Below are 16,880 nucleotides of genomic sequence, written 5' to 3' on the forward strand. Positions count from 1 at the left end.
CATGCCAGCTAGCCTGCCCACACCTGCTGCTCCTAAGCAGGATGCCACCCGCAGCGTCCTTGCTATCCCAGCATTTCGCAAACTTTGGAAGGCGATGGTCTTCTCTTCCTTAGGTGATTGGCTTGGTCTGCTTGCAACTACCGCCCTGGCCGCACAACTTTCTGGCGGTTCTTATGCCACTGCAAACTTTGCTATCGCTGGTGTCTTTATTGCGCGATTGTTACCCGCAGTATTTCTTGGCCCCATTGCCGGAGTATTTGCAGATCGCTTTGATCGCCGCCGCTTGATGGTGGTCATCGACATCCTGCGCGCTGCCCTCTATATCTCTATCCCAATCGTGCACACCTACTTCTGGCTCTATGCCGCCATGATTTTGGTTGAATGCCTCACGCTCTTCTGGTCACCAGCGAAGGAAGCATCAGTACCTAATCTGGTCCCACGAGATAAGTTAGAAAATGCTAATCAAGTCTCACTTCTTGCTGCCTATGGCACCGCACCCATTGCTGCAATTCTCTTCACTCTTCTTACTCTGCTCTCAGGCGCCCTTGCAACGATTAGCCCACTGCTACCAACTAACTCAGTAGATATCGCCCTCTACTTCAACGCTCTCTCTTTCCTCTTTGCCGCCTACACAATCCGTGGTCTAAAAGAGATTCCAAAAGGCGCCGCCTCTAAAAAAGATGCGGAGCAGAACATCGGCCAATCACTGCTACAAGGCTGGAAGGCTGTCTCGCAATCAAAGATTATTCGCGGGCTGATCATCGGCATGATTGGCGCCTTCTCAGCAGCAGGCGCCGTCATTGGCCTTGCTCGCACATTTGTAGGCGACCTTGGTGGCGGCGATGCCGCATATGGTGTGCTCTTCGGTGCGGTTTTCACTGGCCTTGCCATCGGTATTGCATTTGGCCCAAAGATATTCGCCCAGTTCTCACGCCGCCGTTTATTTGGCGCTTCTCTTTCAACCGCTGGCTTCTTCCTTGTGTTGCTGGCACTGATTTCAAATCTGACACTGTCAGTCATCATCGTGATCTTCCTCGGTGCCTTTAGCGGCATCACCTGGGTCACCGGCTTCACGATGCTCGGCATGGAAGTCCACGATGATGTTCGTGGTCGCACCTTCGCCTTTGTGCAATCACTGATTCGCATTACCTTGGTAGCAGTCCTGGCCACCGCGCCCATTATCGCTGCCACCATTGGTGAACATAGATATGAATTCCAGAACACCACCCTTGACTACAACGGCGCCCAAATAACTATGTTGCTCGCAGGAGTTATCGCAGCACTGATTGGCTACATCTCCTACCGCCAGATGAAAGACCGCCCACAAGTTTCACTTTGGTCCGATATCGTCGCAGCGTTACAAGGAGAACTTGGCGCCATTACTGGCGCCCAAACCCAGAGCATCTTCATCGCCTTTGAAGGTGGCGAAGGCACCGGCAAATCAACGCAATCTAAGTTACTTGCTAAGTGGTTAGAACAAGAAGCTGAGACCGTTCTTCTGACCCGTGAACCCGGTGGCACCACACTTGGAAAAGATCTGCGCACCATCTTGCTCGGCCACGAAACTGGCGCGATTTCACCCCGCGCCGAAGCGCTGTTATATGCAGCCGACCGCGCCCACCATGTCTACTCAGTTATTCGCCCCGCACTAGACCGCGGCGATGTCGTAATCACCGATCGCTACTTCGATTCCTCTATCGCCTACCAAGGAGCTGGCCGCGTTCTCATTCCCGGTGAAGTAGCGCGCATCTCTAGGTGGGCCACCGAAAGTTTGTATCCAACCCTGACCATCATCATCGATGTTCCAGCCGAGATTGGTCTTGCTCGTCTGCAATCTCGCGATCGCCTAGAGGCCGAACCCACAGAATTTCACGAACGTGTGCGCCAAGAGTTCTTACAGATCGCCATGATGGACCCAGAGCGCTACTTCGTAGTTGATGGCACGCAGTCTGTCGATGAAATCCACAAACAAATCATTGAACGAGTAGCAGAGCTACCAGCGCTCAAGCGCAACGCAGCTGGCCCGCACCAAAATCGTTTACTGCGCCCAATTCGTTTTGCAACGAATGCCGTCACGCATCGGATAAAGAAGTAAGTGAGCTCTGTCTTTGATGACCTAGTAGGTCAAGAACACATCATCGAAATTCTAAAAGCAGCTGTTGCAGCATCCCGCACTGGCATTGAGTCCCAAGAGATGACACACGCTTGGTTATTCACTGGGCCCCCAGGATCGGGTCGATCAAGTGCCGCGGTTGCCTTTGCGCAAGCACTGATCTGTTCAAAGGATGGTTGCGGCACTTGCTCTGATTGCAATGCGGCAAAGACACATGGTCACCCCGATGTTGAAATCATTCGCACTGAAGGTTTATCAATCAAGGTAGAAGAAGTGCGTGAGCTTCTTACCCGCGTTGCCTGGGCGCCCTCTATGGGCGGCTGGCGGGTAGTTGTGATGGAAGATGCTGACAGGCTCACTGAATCAGCTGCTAACGCCCTACTTAAGGCAATTGAAGAGCCTGGCACGAGAACGGTCTGGTTGCTCTGTGCTCCCACCTTGCATGATCTCTTGCCCACCATCCGCTCTCGCTGTCGTCACCTGCAGCTGCGCACGCCATCCCTACAAGCTGTTACCAACGTGCTGGTGGCCAGAGACAAAATCGCCCCAGCGATGGCAGATTTTGCAGCCCGAGTCTCACAGGGGCACATCGGCCGTGCCCGGTATTTAGCAACGAATGAAAGCGTGCGCGGGAACCGCGCTCGCATTATGGCCTTGCCGCTACAACTTGGTTCACTGGCTGCAGCATTTGCCGCTGCGCAAACACTTGTTGACTTAGCAACGGCCGAGGCAAACACATCTAGTGATGAACGAGATGAGAAAGAGATTGAAAAGCTGCAAGAGGCTTATGGAAAAGGTGCAACTGGTCGTGGCATGGCAACAGGCGGCGCCAAGGCGGTGAAAGAGTTGGAGAAGGAACAGAAGTCGAGATCAACAAGGATGGTGCGAGACTCCATCGATGGCGCACTTCTTGATATCGCCACCTTCTATCGCGATGTGATGATGGTGCAATCTGGAAACACCGAATCAATGATTAATACCGATATGCGAGAGGCAATAGAGAGCTACGCCGCCAAATCACCAGCACACTCAACTATTAACAAGATAAGTGCCATCATGGAAGCACGCACCAACCTTGCCCATAACGCAGCACCTCTTGTCACCTGTGAAGCTCTGATGTGCCGACTGGCAAGAGCGTAGATGCAGACTTTCTCCACCAATCCAGGTAAAGCCCTCTCAACTCGCACAGGTAAAATCACAGCAGCTATAACAGTTTTCGCACTCGCACTCTTTTCAACCGTTTCTTACATTCAATCAAGACCAGAAACACCTACAACTCTTGCTGCTTACTACAGCCAGCAGCTGCAATGGCAAAGCTGTTATAAGAATTACCAATGCGCAGATCTTCTTGTGCCCATTGATTACACAGAGTTAAAGACCGGCACTTTTCAGATATCAGTCCTGAAATACCCAACAACGGGTGAGAAAAAACTACGCAGCCTGATTGTTAACCCCGGCGGCCCAGGTGGTTCAGGTGTGGATTACGCCTACGCCGCCGAATACCTCTTTAGTCCTGCAATTCTTGATGCCTATGACATCGTGGGCTTTGACCCCCGTGGGGTCTCGCGCAGCGAGCCAATAGTTTGTTTGAGCGATAAAGAGCTAGATGCCAACTATGCCTCTGATTCAAAGCCAGATAATGAGCAAGAGTTTGCTCAGATCTTGATTGAATCGAAGAAGTTTATTCAGCAGTGCGAAGAGAAAAACAAGCATCTGACTTCATTTAGCACAGCAAATGCCGCAAGAGATATGGATATCTTGCGAGAGGCAGTAGGTGATAAGCAACTGAACTACATGGGTAAGTCTTATGGCACATTCCTTGGCACCCTCTATGCCCAATTCTTTCCAGACAAAGTGGGTCACATGGTGCTAGATGGCGCAGTAGATCCCACTATCTCTAACTTCCAGCAGGGGCTTACACAAGCAATTGCTTTTGATAAAGCATTTGCAGCCTTCGCTGCAGATTGCACTACAAGGAGTAATTGTCCACTACCGAAAGAGAAAAGCGCAGCGATAGCTGAGATGAAGAAGATACTGAGCCAAGTAGCCAAAAAACCAAATAAGAGACTCTCTGAGTCCCTAGTTCTGCTTGGCATAGCAGCAGCGCTCTATGAGAGCGCAACTGGATGGCCAAAGCTTCGCAGAGCGATTAAAGACGTGAAGGAAGGCAAAGGCGACAGGTTCTTAGCGTTAGCCGATGAATACACGGGGCGCACAGAAGAGGGTGACTACACCGCCAATGAATTTGATTCTGGTGCAATCATTGATTGTTTAGATTTCGCAGGTGCACGCAGCGTTAAACAAATGAAAGAAGATGCAAAGATATTTGCTGAGCAAGCACCGCTCTTTGGTCCCTACCTGGCCTATGGCGGGCTGGTCTGTCAGTACTTTGACACACCTAAAGCCACGGAAGTTGTGCCCACAAAGACTGCCAACCCGATTGTCATTATTGGCACAACAGGTGACCCGGCCACGCCTTATGCATGGGCGCAGGGACTGCACAAGATCCTGACTAATTCAGTTCTTATCTCACTGATAGGTGATGGCCATACGGGGCAAGGGCAGGGTAATAAGTGTGTTGATGGGCAGGTGGATGATTTCTACCTCACCAATAAGAGCCCAAAAACTTCATCCTGTGCTTGAGAGTGGTCATTTGCACCCCCTGCCATGGTGCAGAATTCCCCCATGCGCTTAGATCATGTTTCTTATGTGACTTCCCACGACCAACTAGCTGACACTGTGCAAAGACTAGGTTCACGCCTAGGAAGCACATTTGTAGATGGTGGTATCCACCCACGCTTTGGTACACGTAACTTCACTGCATCACTCAAGAACGGTCAATACATCGAAGTTGTATGTCCGCTTGATCACCCAGCTACAGAACAAACTCCTTGGGGTAAGGCAGTATCAAAGAAAGCTAACGAAGGTGGTGGTTGGTTTACTTGGGTATTCTCAACTAAAGACATTGCACCAATTGCTTCAAAGTTCGGCCGCGACGCAGTTGAAGCGCATCGCACCCGCCCGAATGGAACAGATCTAAAGTGGAAGCAGATTGGCGTAAAAGAGATTGCGGATAACCGTGAATTCCCATTCTTTATTCAATGGCTTTCTGCAGATCACCCTTCACAAGATGGAACACCACTTGCTGAGATCGAAAAGATCGTAATTGCCGACAAGGATCAACTAGCTGATTCTTGGTTCAAAGAAGAAATCCTTGCATCTCTTGGGGACGTAAACATCGAATGGGTCGACCCGGTATCAAATGATGACCAATCTGGGATAGTGGCGGTGCAATTATCTACCCCAACTGGTGTGGTGATTCTCGACTAGTGGCGGATCAATCCCAGGGTAAAGTTGTAATCTGTGATTATTACAAGCAGGCAGATTTTAAGTAAAAACAAAACTGGAATATGGAAGTCTTAATTGAGAATTTGTATAACAGGCGCCAGTGGTTTCTTAGGGTCATGGACTGCCCAACTTCTTGCCAAAGATTTTGATGTATTCGCAATAACCCGGGAACAATCCTCGGCGTTGTCATTGAAATCAAAAAAAGAAATAACCCTAATCTCAGAAAAGGCAGAGAATTGGGCAAGTGTTATCAACGATATTGGACCAGAAGTTTTGATCATGCACCACTGGCAAGGCGTAGGTAATGCATTGAGGAACAGCACTGATCAGTACCTAAATGTAAATCAAGTTAAGTCATTTGTTAAATCACTTAATCCAATTAATCAAGTCATTGGAGTGGGCAGTCAAGCCGAGTTGGGCCCGCGAAAGAATTTGATATTTGATGATGATCCCTCTAATCCAACAACCCATTATGGCCAAGCAAAATGCGAGGCACGAGACTTCCTTATGAATCACTTTGAAGAAACCGAAACGAATTTCAAGTGGGCAAGAATTTTCTCAACGTATGGGGCCACTGACAAAGGAAATTGGCTTATCCCAAGCGTAATCGGGAGCTTGAAGCTTGAAAAACCGTACTCATTAACCAAAGGAACTCAAAAATGGAATTATCTTCACGCATTTGATGCCGCTGAGGCATTCAGAGTTCTAGCGACAGGCGGCGATCCGGGAATTTACAATGTCGGGCATACCAAGGATTGCGTCATTCGAAATGTATGCATCGAAATTGCTGGATTAATGGGTAAGGATTCCGAACTACTCAAGTTTGGAGAAATTCCGATGAGGGCAGATCAAGTCTATAAGTTAGAAGTTTCCACCAAGAAACTACAGAATCTTGGGTGGAGCCCCAAAGTTGAACTAACTCAAGGGTTGATTCATACCATTAAATGGATACTTGGTGAGACCCCAAACCCAATTCAACTGAATAACGGATCATCAATCGATTTCGACAATATGTTCGCTTAGAATAATTCTCAAGAGAGGATTGCTTCGATTCGCGCTTCAACATGCTTGCTGGAAATTCCCTTTAGATCCCGAAGATAAGCTTGGCTCCCCACCACGGAGAGATCGGATTGGTCTGCTGCAATCAGTTCTAGTCGAGTAGAAAAACCAAAGCTATTTAACCGTTCTAATATTGCAGAACCTAGTCCTCCGACGGGAGAATGTTCTTCTAGGGAGACCAGCAAGGAAAAGCTAGATAGTTCTGACAGAAAAGCTTTAGTCAAACCTTCTATTGAAGGAACTAGAAATATTGATGTGTAGATACCCTTAGTGGTTAAATTCCGAGCCGCTGATATTGCCTCATTTGCGATGCTACCTGCAGTTAATATTGCACAATCGTCCCCATCCACAACTTTGTAGGGTGAACGGTCGAATTTGATTGAGTTTGGAGAATGGATTAACGGTTCACCATCTTTGCCCAGCCTCAAATAGGCTGGATTTCGGCTGCTGCATAGATATTCTGTAATAACACGAACTTCTTCACTATCTGAAGGCAGCAGAATTTCTAGATTGGGAAGCGATCTCATCACAGCGATATCCTCTATGGCATGGTGGGTGTAACCCTGACTTCCATATGAATAGCCCGCCCCCACAGAGACGATAACAACAGAATTATTCATCGCACAGACGTCATTTCTGATTTGTTCTAAACATCGCAAGGTTGGAAAATTTCCTATCGAATATACAAAAACCCTTTTCCCTTGCGAAGCCATTCCGGCTGCCATTCCCATCATGGCTTGTTCGGAAATACCAGAATTAATGAATTGTTTAGGTAGCTCTTCAGCAAATTGATCGATTACACCATAGCCCAAGTCACCTGTAATCAGAATAATGTTTGGGTCACTTTTTGCTGCAGCTAGTAATGACTGCATAAAGGCTTTTCTCAATCTTCAATTCCCAAAACCTCAAGTAAAGCCAATTCCAATTCCTGATCGGTAGGCGGTTTGTAATGCCACTTTACGGAATTTTCCATGAAGCTAACCCCCTTGCCCTTTATTGTGTTTGCGATTAGCACCTTGCAAGTGTTTCTTGTCTCGAGCGCCAATTGAATTTCTGCAATTGAGTGACCATCAATTTCGGACACCTGCCACCCAAACGATTTCCATTTCTCTCCAAGCGGTTCCAGAGGAATCGTATTTTCAGTGAGATCCAAAGATTGGATTCTGTTCCTATCAATCACAACTATTAAGTTATCCAGCTTAAACCGGTTTGCAATTAATGCAGACTCCCACGTCGTACCTTCATTACATTCCCCATCCGAAATAACAACTACCACAGGAGACATAACGTTAGAAATTTTTCGTGATAGTGCAACGCCTAAACCATAAGGTAGACCATGTCCGAGAGATCCCGTGGAGAGTTCAACACCTGGGACATCTTTTGAAGTTACATGCCCACCAAGCCTTGCAGAATCGTTACAGTACTCAGCGAGCCAATCTCTTGGAAAAAAATCTAATTCTGAAAGCACTGCATATAGTGCCGCTGCGGAATGACCTTTAGACAAAATTACAATTTCACGATCTAAATCGTTCAATGTGTGATTTTTTGGCGCACTGGGCCTTGCGTAAATTGCCGCGAGTATGTCAACCACCGAAAGCGCTGATGCAACATGCGAAACTTGGGCCCTATGAGTCATCTCTAGAATGCTTTTTCTAGCTCTCTGTGCTAAGAGCACCCCGCGTGCAACATCAGTATCGGAGATCATAAAATCCGCCTTGATTGAACTGAGACACATTCACAATTCAATACTATAGCCTTGGGTCTTAGATAATCCGCGAGGTAGGCTCAAGGTGTTATTAGAATAATTCGGAGGGTGCAATTGAAAGCAGTACTGCTGGCTGGGGGAATGGGCACCCGCCTCCGTGAAGAGACAGAATACCGTCCTAAGCCGATGGTAGAGATTGGTCAGCGACCAATTTTATGGCACATCATGAAGAATCTGTCTACACAAGGTCTTTTCAATTTCGTAGTCTGTTTGGGATATAAAGGGGACTACATTAAGGATTATTTCTTAAACTATGAGGCACGGGTTAATGATGTAACCGTGGAGCTAGGTGCCAATCGTGGGAGAAATCAACTATCCAACTCCGAAGAAACTAATTGGATCGTTACGCTTGCAAATACAGGGCTGGCCACGATGACAGGTGGGCGAATCCACCGCATAAAAAAGTATGTGGAAGGCGAAAGATTCCTATGTACTTATGGTGATGGGTTAGCGGATATAAACCTTCCAGAACTCATCAAGTTCCATGAAGACCATGGAAAAATTGCGACTGTTACAGCTGTGATGCCTACATCGAGATTCGGGGCAATTGAGATTGCAGCCGACGACACAGTTTCCAAGTTTACTGAAAAACCAAAGGGAAATGTATGGGTCAATGGAGGGTTCTTTATTTTTGAACCCGAGATTTTCGACTTCCTGACCCCAGAATGCGTTCTAGAGGATGAACCATTAGAAAAACTCGCGAAAATGGGAGAGCTCGTTGCATATAAGCATGATGGTTTTTGGAAACCTATGGATACTTATAGGGAGAGCATTGAGTTGAATGAGATTTGGGATACCGGATCTGCGCCCTGGAAAAATTGGTGATTCTCAATGAATTCTGAGAAGAATTAAATCCCCAGATGAAAGCAAAAAAATTGCTCATTTCAATAATTACACCTTGTTACAACGAAGAATTGAATGTTGAAAATTGTGTACGCGAACTTCGTGAAGTTATGGAAAAGGAATGTCCGCAGTATGACTATGAGCATATTTTTGTCGATAATGCCTCGACAGATACCACTTTCGAAAAACTCAAAGAAGTAGCCTCGGAGGATCACAAAGTAAAGGTAATCCTTAATAGCAGAAATGTAGGCCCTTTTAGAAATATGTGGCATGGACTCAAGAACGCATCAGGCGATGCACTTATTCCACTCTTACCAGCGGACCTACAGGATCCACCGAGAGTAATTCCTGAGTTTTTGAGACTTTGGCATGAAGGCAATTTAATCGTTCACGGAGTACGTAGAAACCGAAAAGAATTCTTTTTAATGAGGGCGGCTAGGTCTCTTTACTACCGCATCATTCGAAGATTTGCCGATGTTGATATTCCGTTAGATGCAGGTGAATTCATGCTAATCGACAGAAAAATTGCAGATTCAATTCTGAGTCTCGATGATCAATACCCTTACATTCGTGGGCTTGTAGCACAATGTAGGGCTAAGTCTGCATTTGTAAGCTACGACTGGGAGATTAGAAAAAGGGGAAAGTCTCAAAATAGTCTTATTGATTTGGTGGATCAAGCCCTAAACGGATTTGTCTCAACTAGCAAAGTGCCTGCAAGAGTGGCACTCCTTTTTGGATTTTTGTTATCTGCCTTTGGGATTGCGGCATCATTGGTTAATGCGTTTCTCCTTCTCATGAATCGTGAAGGAGTGGCGGTCGGCATTCCTACAGTCATAGTTGCCATTTTTTTCTTTTCCGGGATCCAACTCCTATTCCTAGGACTAATAGGAGAATATGTCCTGAGCATCCACGGCCAAGTTCGAAAATCTCCCCCCATGTTTGATGTCGAACGCATTAATCTAGACAAACCAAAACCAAAGCAGCAAAGTGGAGTAAGGAAATGATTCATTTGGCGTTTCGATTCTGCAATTAGGGATGACATTCCAATCTATTAGTAAAATAAGGTTATGCAAGCACAGGCTTTTGAAAGATTGAGGAACCAGGGTCGACCTGTTTTAATCACAGGTCACACCGGATTCAAAGGCACTTGGCTGACATTGCTTCTTGAGTCACATGGTTTTGAGGTGTCGGGTATTTCGCTTAACCCCGAACCTGAGTCACTCTATGAGAGATTAAACAGGAGAGGCCATATACAGGAACACTTCCTTGATATTCGAGATTTTCAATCGCTGGAAGGTGCTGTCCTCAGCATTAATCCATCGGTCGTTTTTCATCTAGCCGCACAGCCACTTGTACTTGAATCGTACGCAGATCCTCTTGGAACTTTTGAAACGAATGTGATGGGAACGGCAAACCTTTTGGAATCAATCAGTGGTTTGAAAGAGCGAAGTTATGTGGTTGCCGTTACAACAGATAAAGTCTACGAGAATACTGAAAACAGTAGAAAATATAAAGAAAGTGACAAGTTGCAGGGTAAAGATCCCTATAGTGCAAGCAAAGTTGGAACTGAGTCTGTAGTTACTGCGTGGGATAACATGTGGAGGCAAAACTCTTCACACAGAATATGCTCTGCAAGAGCAGGCAACGTAATTGGTGGCGGCGACTATTCTAAAGACAGACTTGTCCCTGACATTATTAGAGCCTTAAAAAACAAGACCGAAGTCCTAGTTCGCAATCCAAAGAGCACCAGGCCATGGCAACATGTTTTGGATCCGTTGTTAGGATACATCTATGCAGCTGATGCCATGATTAATGGCGTCGACGTGAGGCACGTTAATTTTGGTCCTACGGAAGATAGTCTTTCCGTGGAAAAGTTAATTCAATTGGCAAAAGAAGAACTAGGAGACCAAATCTCCTTCACCGTTTCTCAAAATGAAACTCTAGAAAAATTAGAGTCTGGCCTCTTGGACCTAGATTCAACGTTGGCAAAATCGATTTTGGGATGGACTCCAAAATGGAATCAAGAAAAAGCCATCAGACGAACTTTTTCCTGGTGGACGGAAGTTCTTAACAATGGGCTTTCTCCACTTGAGGCTTGTAAAACTGATATTTCAGACCTGAATGGATCTTGTTAGATATTGACCACTAATTTGATTGAATAACTGCTAACCCTTGTCGACAATCAATTCATTTTAGAAGACTACAACTCATCTATGCACTTGAATTTTACTTTTGCGTGGAATTGAAATTCGATATAGTTTTGAATCCAGCAGAGGATAAGGTTACGAGATAAACTCCCAGCAATCCCCACCACTTCCTGTGCGATTCCTCGAATGACGGAAAAAAGAGAACGGTCAAGGGAAAAACCATTGCAGGAATGGCAACAAAGAAATTCGAACGAGATTTCAAAATGGTAGTGATTCGTTGAGAATTCAGAACTAGTAAGAATGCAATTGAAACAACAAAAGCACTTACTACTACATTGTTAGACCATACAAGAAAAGCCCCCATTGATAAAGAACTCAACCAGTTCAAGGGGCGAACAAAATAGAGAATTATTGCGCATACGGAGAAAAAGACTAAATCAGTTGAATGCATCCACGGTGCAAAAAATGTGACAGTGAAAATTATGAGTAAAAAAATTTGCTGCTTTTCCAGATTATTCATTCTCCAATTAGACATTGTTAAAAACGCTGCAGCCAAAAAGAGAGATATAACTATTACAACAGTTAGAAAAGTATTTGAGGTTAGAGAATACAAATGCATTTGATCTCCTGTTCTTGCCCCTCCACCTGCTCGCTTCTGAAGAACTTCCACCCATGTTGTATAAGGGAAGGTGGATGTGAGAATTGAAGAAATAAGTCCTCCTAACAAAATTGATGTAACGCCTCCAATGAGAATGAAAAGCTTTGAGAAACAGATTAAAAGAGAAAAGACCAGGAAACACTGCGGTTTATAGTCGCAACAGATTCCAATAATTAGCCCAGAAGTGAACAGCTGAATATGAGAATTTGAGTTGGCAAGCCTAAGGCTTGTTGCGGCGAGGGCAGCAAAGAGAAGAAACAGTTGCCCGTATTCCAAATTTGCCCTGATGGGGAAGGACAGCAAAACAAGAGTACTGATCAACCAGAGTTTCCTATCCAATAAACTTAAGTTGAGGTTCGGGAAGAAAAGTTTGGAGGTTTGAAATACAAGGTATGGCACAACCGCAATTGACGAGAAACGGACTAGACCAAGCGCCAAATCTTGATCGATTAGCCCCAATGGTGAAATCAATAGAGCAGTCATAGGGCCATTTAGATAGGCGGAATATACAGGGTCTGAAACTGAATCCCACGGGCTTTTCAAGTCCAGAGTCAGTTGGCTGGCTTCATAAAAAATTGGAAAGTCGTTACCTTTACCATTTGCAGTGAAATAAATCAGCTCCGCAATTCCAAAAAGCACAAAAACTAAACCTGGGAAAATTGAATTGAGTTGAACCTTCAGTTTTCGATTATGTCGGTCTAGTAAAGATAACATCCGCCTACCCTAGTACAGAAATACCTCTCCAGCTCCGAAGACTTGATTCACAACCAGAAACCTAAAGGTCTCAATTTCACAATCACCGCCAAGTGTTCTCAAATGATTCTAAAGCAGGCCGAGCACTAACATTAAATTTCAGTTCTACTTTATTCAAGGTGATACGCCTTGCTTTGGTGGGATATTGATACTCTTCGCAGATGGAATCACAAAAAGTGAATCCTGGGCTCGAGGATCTCAGGAAGATAATGTCCTTCACGACCCAGAATGTCGGGGTGCTCGCAGTTCTAAGCCCCACGGGAGAAACTGTACGAGTTTGTACGATTTCCTCTTTTAACACCTATTCAATTTCCCTCGATGGCGAGGGATTTGCTTTACTATGTTTAAGCGCGAACTCATTAACAGGAAAATACTTTAAAGAGCAACAAAGGTCTTCATTTCATTTTCTACCAACTTTTGCGCAAACTATTGCAGAAGATTGCTCTACTGCGAGGGAGTTTGAGCTCGGCACTGGAGGGTGGGAAGCGGAGAACGGTTTCACAACATTTACGCAATCCAAATTTACATTTGACTTGGTCTTGACCCAAGTAATTGAAAGTGAGAATACCAATATATTGCTTTCAAGAATCATGAAGACAACCTCGAAATTTATCGAGGATCCTATTTTGAAGTACCATAACAGAGCTTATATAAAGTAGCATATGGCAATGGAGAAAAAAGAATACACTCTGGGTATTTCTCTAGGCCACGACAGTGGCGTGGCGTTATTGTGCGACGAGCAAATACTTTTTGCGGCAAACGAGGAACGGTTCTCTCGGGTAAAAGGACACTCTGGATTCCCAGCGCAATCCCTTGAATACGTTATAAGTAATTTCGATATTCCAATTGCCAGTGTGGCAATCGATGGAAGATTTGTCGCACCTCATGGCGACGAAGATGCGTATCGATTCGAAGGGCCTGCTCCCGCGCTAATTAAATGGGCGAATGCATCACATTTAGATTCGATACTTCTTGGTTCGAGACTAGGTGTTTCTGTGCTTAGATCTTTTTACATACTTGCGCATTTACCTGCCAGGACAATCCAAAACAAGAAAATCCGGGAGTCCGTAATAGCAAACGCGAAGCTAGGATCATTCAGGAGAATCGATCACCATTTTGCTCATGCAGCGTCAGTCGTGCTCCCTAGAGAGCGAGCTGGCAGGGGAACTGTTGTCACTTTGGACGGAGTTGGAGAAGGGGTCTGTTCAAGAGTTCTCGATTTTGATGGAGGAAAGTTTCACGAAAAATCATGGCAACCTGCCATAGGAAGTCCCGCTTTGATGTACGGATATCTAACTAGAGTTCTTGGCTACAAGATCAATAGACATGAGGGGAAGTTAACAGGCTTAGCAGCATTTGGTTCAGGTGATGAAGTTTATCGGACCTTAAGGAAGTATTTTTCCTACGACAGTGGGAAAAATCTGTTTAAGGCCAAAAAAATAGGATATGGATATCGGGCAATTGAAAAATTGCAGTCTGAACTTTCAGGTATCGCTCCAGCTGAAATTGCGTCTGGAGTTCAAAGAATTTTTGAGGAGAATGTCCTCAGTTACATATCCACACTCCAGTCAGAATTCAAAGGAAATAAGTTGTATTTATCTGGTGGTGCATTTGCAAATGTAAAGTTAAATCAAAGAATTCTTGAGCTTGAGGGAATTTCCGAGATATCAATTGCCCCAAATATGGGTGATGGTGGACTTGCGCTTGGAGCCGCCTCAATGGTTCATAAGTCACATGTCACTCTTGATTCTCTATACTTAGGATCAAAACCCGAAGAAATTGCCCCATTGGAGTTATTCAACCTTGGACTCACTGTTTCACCTGCACATGATGATTTGCCTTTGTCGGTCGCAAAAATACTTGCAGATAAAAAAATAGTAGCCGTAGCCCGAGACCGAATGGAATACGGTCCGAGAGCCTTAGGAAACAGATCAATTCTGTATTCAACATCTGACCGCGAAGTGAATACTTGGCTGAATAAAAAACTTCGAAGAACCGAATTTATGCCTTTTGCGCCTATTTGCCGAGAGGTAGACGCCCATAAGTATTTTGAATTATCAATGCCGCCCGGTGCATATAGCAGCATGACAATTACCTGTAACGTGACTGAGCATTGCAAAAACGTTGCCCCCGCAGTAGTTCATGTAGATGGGACTGCTCGCCCACAAATACTTACAAGAAATCAGAATCCATTCATTTACGACTTGATTTCAAGATATGCAGAAATCACGGGAGAGGGAATTTTGGTTAACACATCATTCAATATGCACGAAGAGCCAATTGTGCGGACAGGACTTCAAGCAGTTAGAGCGTATTTGGATAGCTCTATTGATTATCTTGTGTTAAACGACCAAATCATTTCCCGTGAGGCTAGATAATTTGGCCGTTTAATTCAGGCCATATGTAATAGTCCAACCTTTACGTCCAGTTGGAAGGATGCTAAAAACTCTAAGGCCTGCATCTCTAGCCTCATTCAACACATCTTGCTTCGAATAGTATTTTGCATACCCGGCATTAAGTTGATCGTATAAAGCCAAAATAGATTCATCTTTATCCTTATCTACGAGAATCCGAATTTCGCTGGATGGGGAAAGAAATTTCCCAATCAAAACCATGAGAATACGCAATAATTTTGTGAAAGGAATTCTAAAAAAGCCCAGGTAAGGGAAAATAAATCGAGATAGCTGCAAGAACGCTCTATTGACGTGTCCTATTTCTTTCGAATACACCCATATTACAAACTTGCCAGAGGGGCTCAGCGACTTACTTAAATTTCGGAGCGCATTGATGTTCTCAGGAATATGGTGAAGGACCCCGATAATAAAAATCAAGTCAAATTTTTTCTCACTGTTAAAGTCAAGAGCGGAAGCGCGTGTAAACTTTAAGGTACCTGAAAAATTGGTGATATCCCGATTGAGGTTTTTCTCGAAGTCTTCCTCGGTGATTGATGGGTCAATGCAGTGGATGCTTGAAGGATTTGATGAAATCAAGTGAGAAGTCACCCGGCCTGTTCCACAGCCAACGTCAAGAATGCTAAGGCCAGAGAGATCTGAGGTTCTTAAAATTTCATGAATTCTATAGGTTTCAAAATCTCCTTTTGTTAAAGGGTGGATTTTTGATATTGACAATTTGTGTTGTTCTGAAAAAGATTTGATGGACTTAATTTGCTTATTCATGAGATTCTGCCCGTCAATCTCTTGATTTTTGAAATATTTGCTTGAATACGGTTTCTCTCAAATGGGGTTCAGATCCGCGCCAAATCAAACTATCGTAGTAGTAGTGCAGTAGTTGAATGCTAAGAGGAATAATTAGAATCCATAAATTGACTTCCCTGACTAGTCGGACGTAATCTGAAACGGCGATCAGAGCAAAGATTAGAACAATTAAACCAAGAAACAATGCAACTTTTTGTTGTTTCAGTCTCTGATAGTTAAGTTTTCCAGAATGGATTGAAATGCCTGCGACCAAAGTTAAGTATTGAGACCAGTGCATGGACACCCCAATTACAGAGGCAGTTGTAGGTGAAGCGAAAAGGTATGGGCTATAAAGCAGCGCACCAGTAAAGTACAAAGCAACAGCCTCTTTGCTCATCTTGTCAAGGTTTCTCAAAACTCGATAGGTAAGATAGAGAATCACCAACACCATGATTGTAGGCGTATTAACGATTGTTAAGAAATCCCAAATATAAGTAGTCAGTTTATAAATGAAATTATCTGATTCAAAGTACTGATTGCTGGTTCGAAGAAAACCTATTCCAACAAAGAATATAGAAAACAAATAAATGTCGAACTCAAGTTTGGAATTCTTTCCACCAAATAGTTTTAAGAGACCAATCGATTGTCGGGTTACATGATAAGCCGACATTAGCGCTCCAAGGATTAAGGCGTATTTGAGATTTATCGAGAAAAATAGTGTGTTCACCAAAATGAGAACTAGCGGAATCAAATAGAACTCTCTCTTCTTGGAATTAATGTATTCGCGATTTTCTTCCGTGAAGAAAAAAAGAGTTGCCAGAAAATGAGATTCACCGATTAAAAATATAAACGCAAATGTCACCAGAGGGGCATTCTCGCCTGACAAATTTTCCAGCAAAATGTAAAGAATCGGAATCCAAATCGGGAATATGAGGAATGTCCAGTCAAGTTTCTTTCCAAATACCCTTTTTTCTTGAGTTTTCATAAAATCCCGTTCTAG

Annotated in this window: 15 protein-coding genes; 10 read left to right on the top strand and 5 right to left on the bottom strand. The window is 44.5% G+C overall.

The window, feature by feature from the left end; translation table 11 throughout:
• Position 1: 1 nt before the first annotated feature.
• The 5 genes from tmk to A1sIIB142_RS00135 all read left to right on the top strand — a co-directional run bounded on the left by tmk (position 2) and on the right by A1sIIB142_RS00135 (position 6,484).
• The gene (gene tmk / locus A1sIIB142_RS00115) at positions 2-2,095 is read left to right on the top strand and encodes a dTMP kinase (RefSeq protein WP_095693175.1); all 2,094 of its coding nucleotides are present in this window, start codon (positions 2-4) and stop codon (positions 2,093-2,095) included.
• Positions 2,096-3,253 (top strand): DNA polymerase III subunit delta', encoded by a 1,158-nt coding sequence (locus A1sIIB142_RS00120; protein WP_095693176.1) that lies wholly within the window; start codon positions 2,096-2,098, stop codon positions 3,251-3,253.
• Positions 3,254-4,756, top strand: a complete 1,503-nt coding sequence (locus tag A1sIIB142_RS00125) for an alpha/beta hydrolase (protein ID WP_095693177.1) — start codon at positions 3,254-3,256, stop codon at positions 4,754-4,756. It abuts the gene before it with no gap.
• Positions 4,757-4,798: 42 nt separating this feature from the next.
• The gene (locus A1sIIB142_RS00130; RefSeq protein WP_095693178.1) at positions 4,799-5,443 is read left to right on the top strand and encodes a VOC family protein; all 645 of its coding nucleotides are present in this window, start codon (positions 4,799-4,801) and stop codon (positions 5,441-5,443) included.
• A gap of 93 nt (positions 5,444-5,536) precedes the next feature.
• Positions 5,537-6,484, top strand: a complete 948-nt coding sequence (locus A1sIIB142_RS00135; protein WP_095693179.1) for an NAD-dependent epimerase/dehydratase family protein — start codon at positions 5,537-5,539, stop codon at positions 6,482-6,484.
• 8 nt (positions 6,485-6,492) lie between these two features.
• Here A1sIIB142_RS00135 and A1sIIB142_RS00140 read toward each other — a convergent pair whose 3' ends face one another.
• Positions 6,493-7,407 carry a transketolase family protein gene (locus A1sIIB142_RS00140; protein WP_125898838.1) on the bottom strand — a complete coding sequence of 305 codons (915 nt, stop codon included), beginning with the start codon at positions 7,405-7,407 and terminating at the stop codon, positions 6,493-6,495.
• Positions 7,404-8,225 (bottom strand): transketolase, encoded by an 822-nt coding sequence (locus tag A1sIIB142_RS00145; RefSeq protein ID WP_095693181.1) that lies wholly within the window; start codon positions 8,223-8,225, stop codon positions 7,404-7,406. Before A1sIIB142_RS00145 ends, A1sIIB142_RS00140 begins: the two co-directional genes overlap by 4 nt.
• A 114-nt stretch (positions 8,226-8,339) precedes the next feature.
• On the opposite strand from A1sIIB142_RS00145, the gene rfbF reads away from it, so the two are divergent.
• The 3 genes from rfbF to rfbG all read left to right on the top strand — a co-directional run bounded on the left by rfbF (position 8,340) and on the right by rfbG (position 11,263).
• Positions 8,340-9,110 (top strand): glucose-1-phosphate cytidylyltransferase, encoded by a 771-nt coding sequence (gene rfbF, locus A1sIIB142_RS00150; RefSeq protein ID WP_095694106.1) that lies wholly within the window; start codon positions 8,340-8,342, stop codon positions 9,108-9,110.
• A gap of 35 nt (positions 9,111-9,145) precedes the next feature.
• Positions 9,146-10,132 carry a glycosyltransferase family 2 protein gene (locus A1sIIB142_RS00155; RefSeq protein WP_095693182.1) on the top strand — a complete coding sequence of 329 codons (987 nt, stop codon included), beginning with the start codon at positions 9,146-9,148 and terminating at the stop codon, positions 10,130-10,132.
• A gap of 63 nt (positions 10,133-10,195) precedes the next feature.
• Positions 10,196-11,263 (top strand): CDP-glucose 4,6-dehydratase, encoded by a 1,068-nt coding sequence (gene rfbG, locus A1sIIB142_RS00160; RefSeq protein ID WP_095693183.1) that lies wholly within the window; start codon positions 10,196-10,198, stop codon positions 11,261-11,263.
• Between the two features lie 91 nt (positions 11,264-11,354).
• On the opposite strand, the gene A1sIIB142_RS00165 is transcribed toward rfbG, so the two are convergent.
• A complete protein-coding gene (locus tag A1sIIB142_RS00165; RefSeq protein WP_095693184.1) occupies positions 11,355-12,647 on the bottom strand; it encodes a glycosyltransferase 87 family protein in 1,293 nt (430 codons plus the stop codon).
• 200 nt (positions 12,648-12,847) lie between these two features.
• Here A1sIIB142_RS00165 and A1sIIB142_RS00170 point away from each other — a divergent pair, with 200 nt between their 5' ends.
• Entirely contained in the window at positions 12,848-13,345 is a 498-nt protein-coding gene (locus A1sIIB142_RS00170) for a hypothetical protein (RefSeq protein ID WP_095693185.1), read from the top strand.
• A gap of 9 nt (positions 13,346-13,354) precedes the next feature.
• Complete coding sequence (locus tag A1sIIB142_RS00175) at positions 13,355-15,064, top strand: carbamoyltransferase C-terminal domain-containing protein (protein ID WP_190283262.1); 1,710 nt, start codon at positions 13,355-13,357, stop codon at positions 15,062-15,064.
• 9 nt (positions 15,065-15,073) lie between these two features.
• Here the strand turns inward: A1sIIB142_RS00175 and A1sIIB142_RS00180 are convergent, their stop codons facing one another.
• Complete coding sequence (locus tag A1sIIB142_RS00180) at positions 15,074-15,862, bottom strand: class I SAM-dependent methyltransferase (protein WP_095693187.1); 789 nt, start codon at positions 15,860-15,862, stop codon at positions 15,074-15,076.
• A 13-nt stretch (positions 15,863-15,875) separates the two neighbouring features.
• The gene (locus A1sIIB142_RS00185; RefSeq protein WP_125898839.1) at positions 15,876-16,865 is read right to left on the bottom strand and encodes a hypothetical protein; all 990 of its coding nucleotides are present in this window, start codon (positions 16,863-16,865) and stop codon (positions 15,876-15,878) included.
• Positions 16,866-16,880: the final 15 nt, after the last annotated feature.

It is taken from the genome of Candidatus Planktophila versatilis, from assembly GCF_002288345.1.
Taxonomy (GTDB): Bacteria; Actinomycetota; Actinomycetes; order Nanopelagicales; family Nanopelagicaceae; genus Planktophila; species Planktophila versatilis_A.

What these genes read in the sequence shown, in the direction of transcription:
- tmk (WP_095693175.1), top strand. Translation starts at nt 2, where the DNA reads ATGCCAGCTAGCCTGCCCACACCTGCTGCTCCTAAGCAGGATGCCACC.
- A1sIIB142_RS00125 (WP_095693177.1), top strand. Translation starts at nt 3,254, where the DNA reads ATGCAGACTTTCTCCACCAATCCAGGTAAAGCCCTCTCAACTCGCACA.
- A1sIIB142_RS00130 (WP_095693178.1), top strand. Translation starts at nt 4,799, where the DNA reads ATGCGCTTAGATCATGTTTCTTATGTGACTTCCCACGACCAACTAGCT.
- A1sIIB142_RS00145 (WP_095693181.1), bottom strand. Translation starts at nt 8,225, where the DNA reads ATGATCTCCGATACTGATGTTGCACGCGGGGTGCTCTTAGCACAGAGA.
- A1sIIB142_RS00155 (WP_095693182.1), top strand. Translation starts at nt 9,146, where the DNA reads ATGAAAGCAAAAAAATTGCTCATTTCAATAATTACACCTTGTTACAAC.
- rfbG (WP_095693183.1), top strand. Translation starts at nt 10,196, where the DNA reads ATGCAAGCACAGGCTTTTGAAAGATTGAGGAACCAGGGTCGACCTGTT.
- A1sIIB142_RS00165 (WP_095693184.1), bottom strand. Translation starts at nt 12,647, where the DNA reads ATGTTATCTTTACTAGACCGACATAATCGAAAACTGAAGGTTCAACTC.
- A1sIIB142_RS00170 (WP_095693185.1), top strand. Translation starts at nt 12,848, where the DNA reads ATGGAATCACAAAAAGTGAATCCTGGGCTCGAGGATCTCAGGAAGATA.
- A1sIIB142_RS00175 (WP_190283262.1), top strand. Translation starts at nt 13,355, where the DNA reads ATGGAGAAAAAAGAATACACTCTGGGTATTTCTCTAGGCCACGACAGT.
- A1sIIB142_RS00180 (WP_095693187.1), bottom strand. Translation starts at nt 15,862, where the DNA reads ATGAATAAGCAAATTAAGTCCATCAAATCTTTTTCAGAACAACACAAA.
- A1sIIB142_RS00185 (WP_125898839.1), bottom strand. Translation starts at nt 16,865, where the DNA reads ATGAAAACTCAAGAAAAAAGGGTATTTGGAAAGAAACTTGACTGGACA.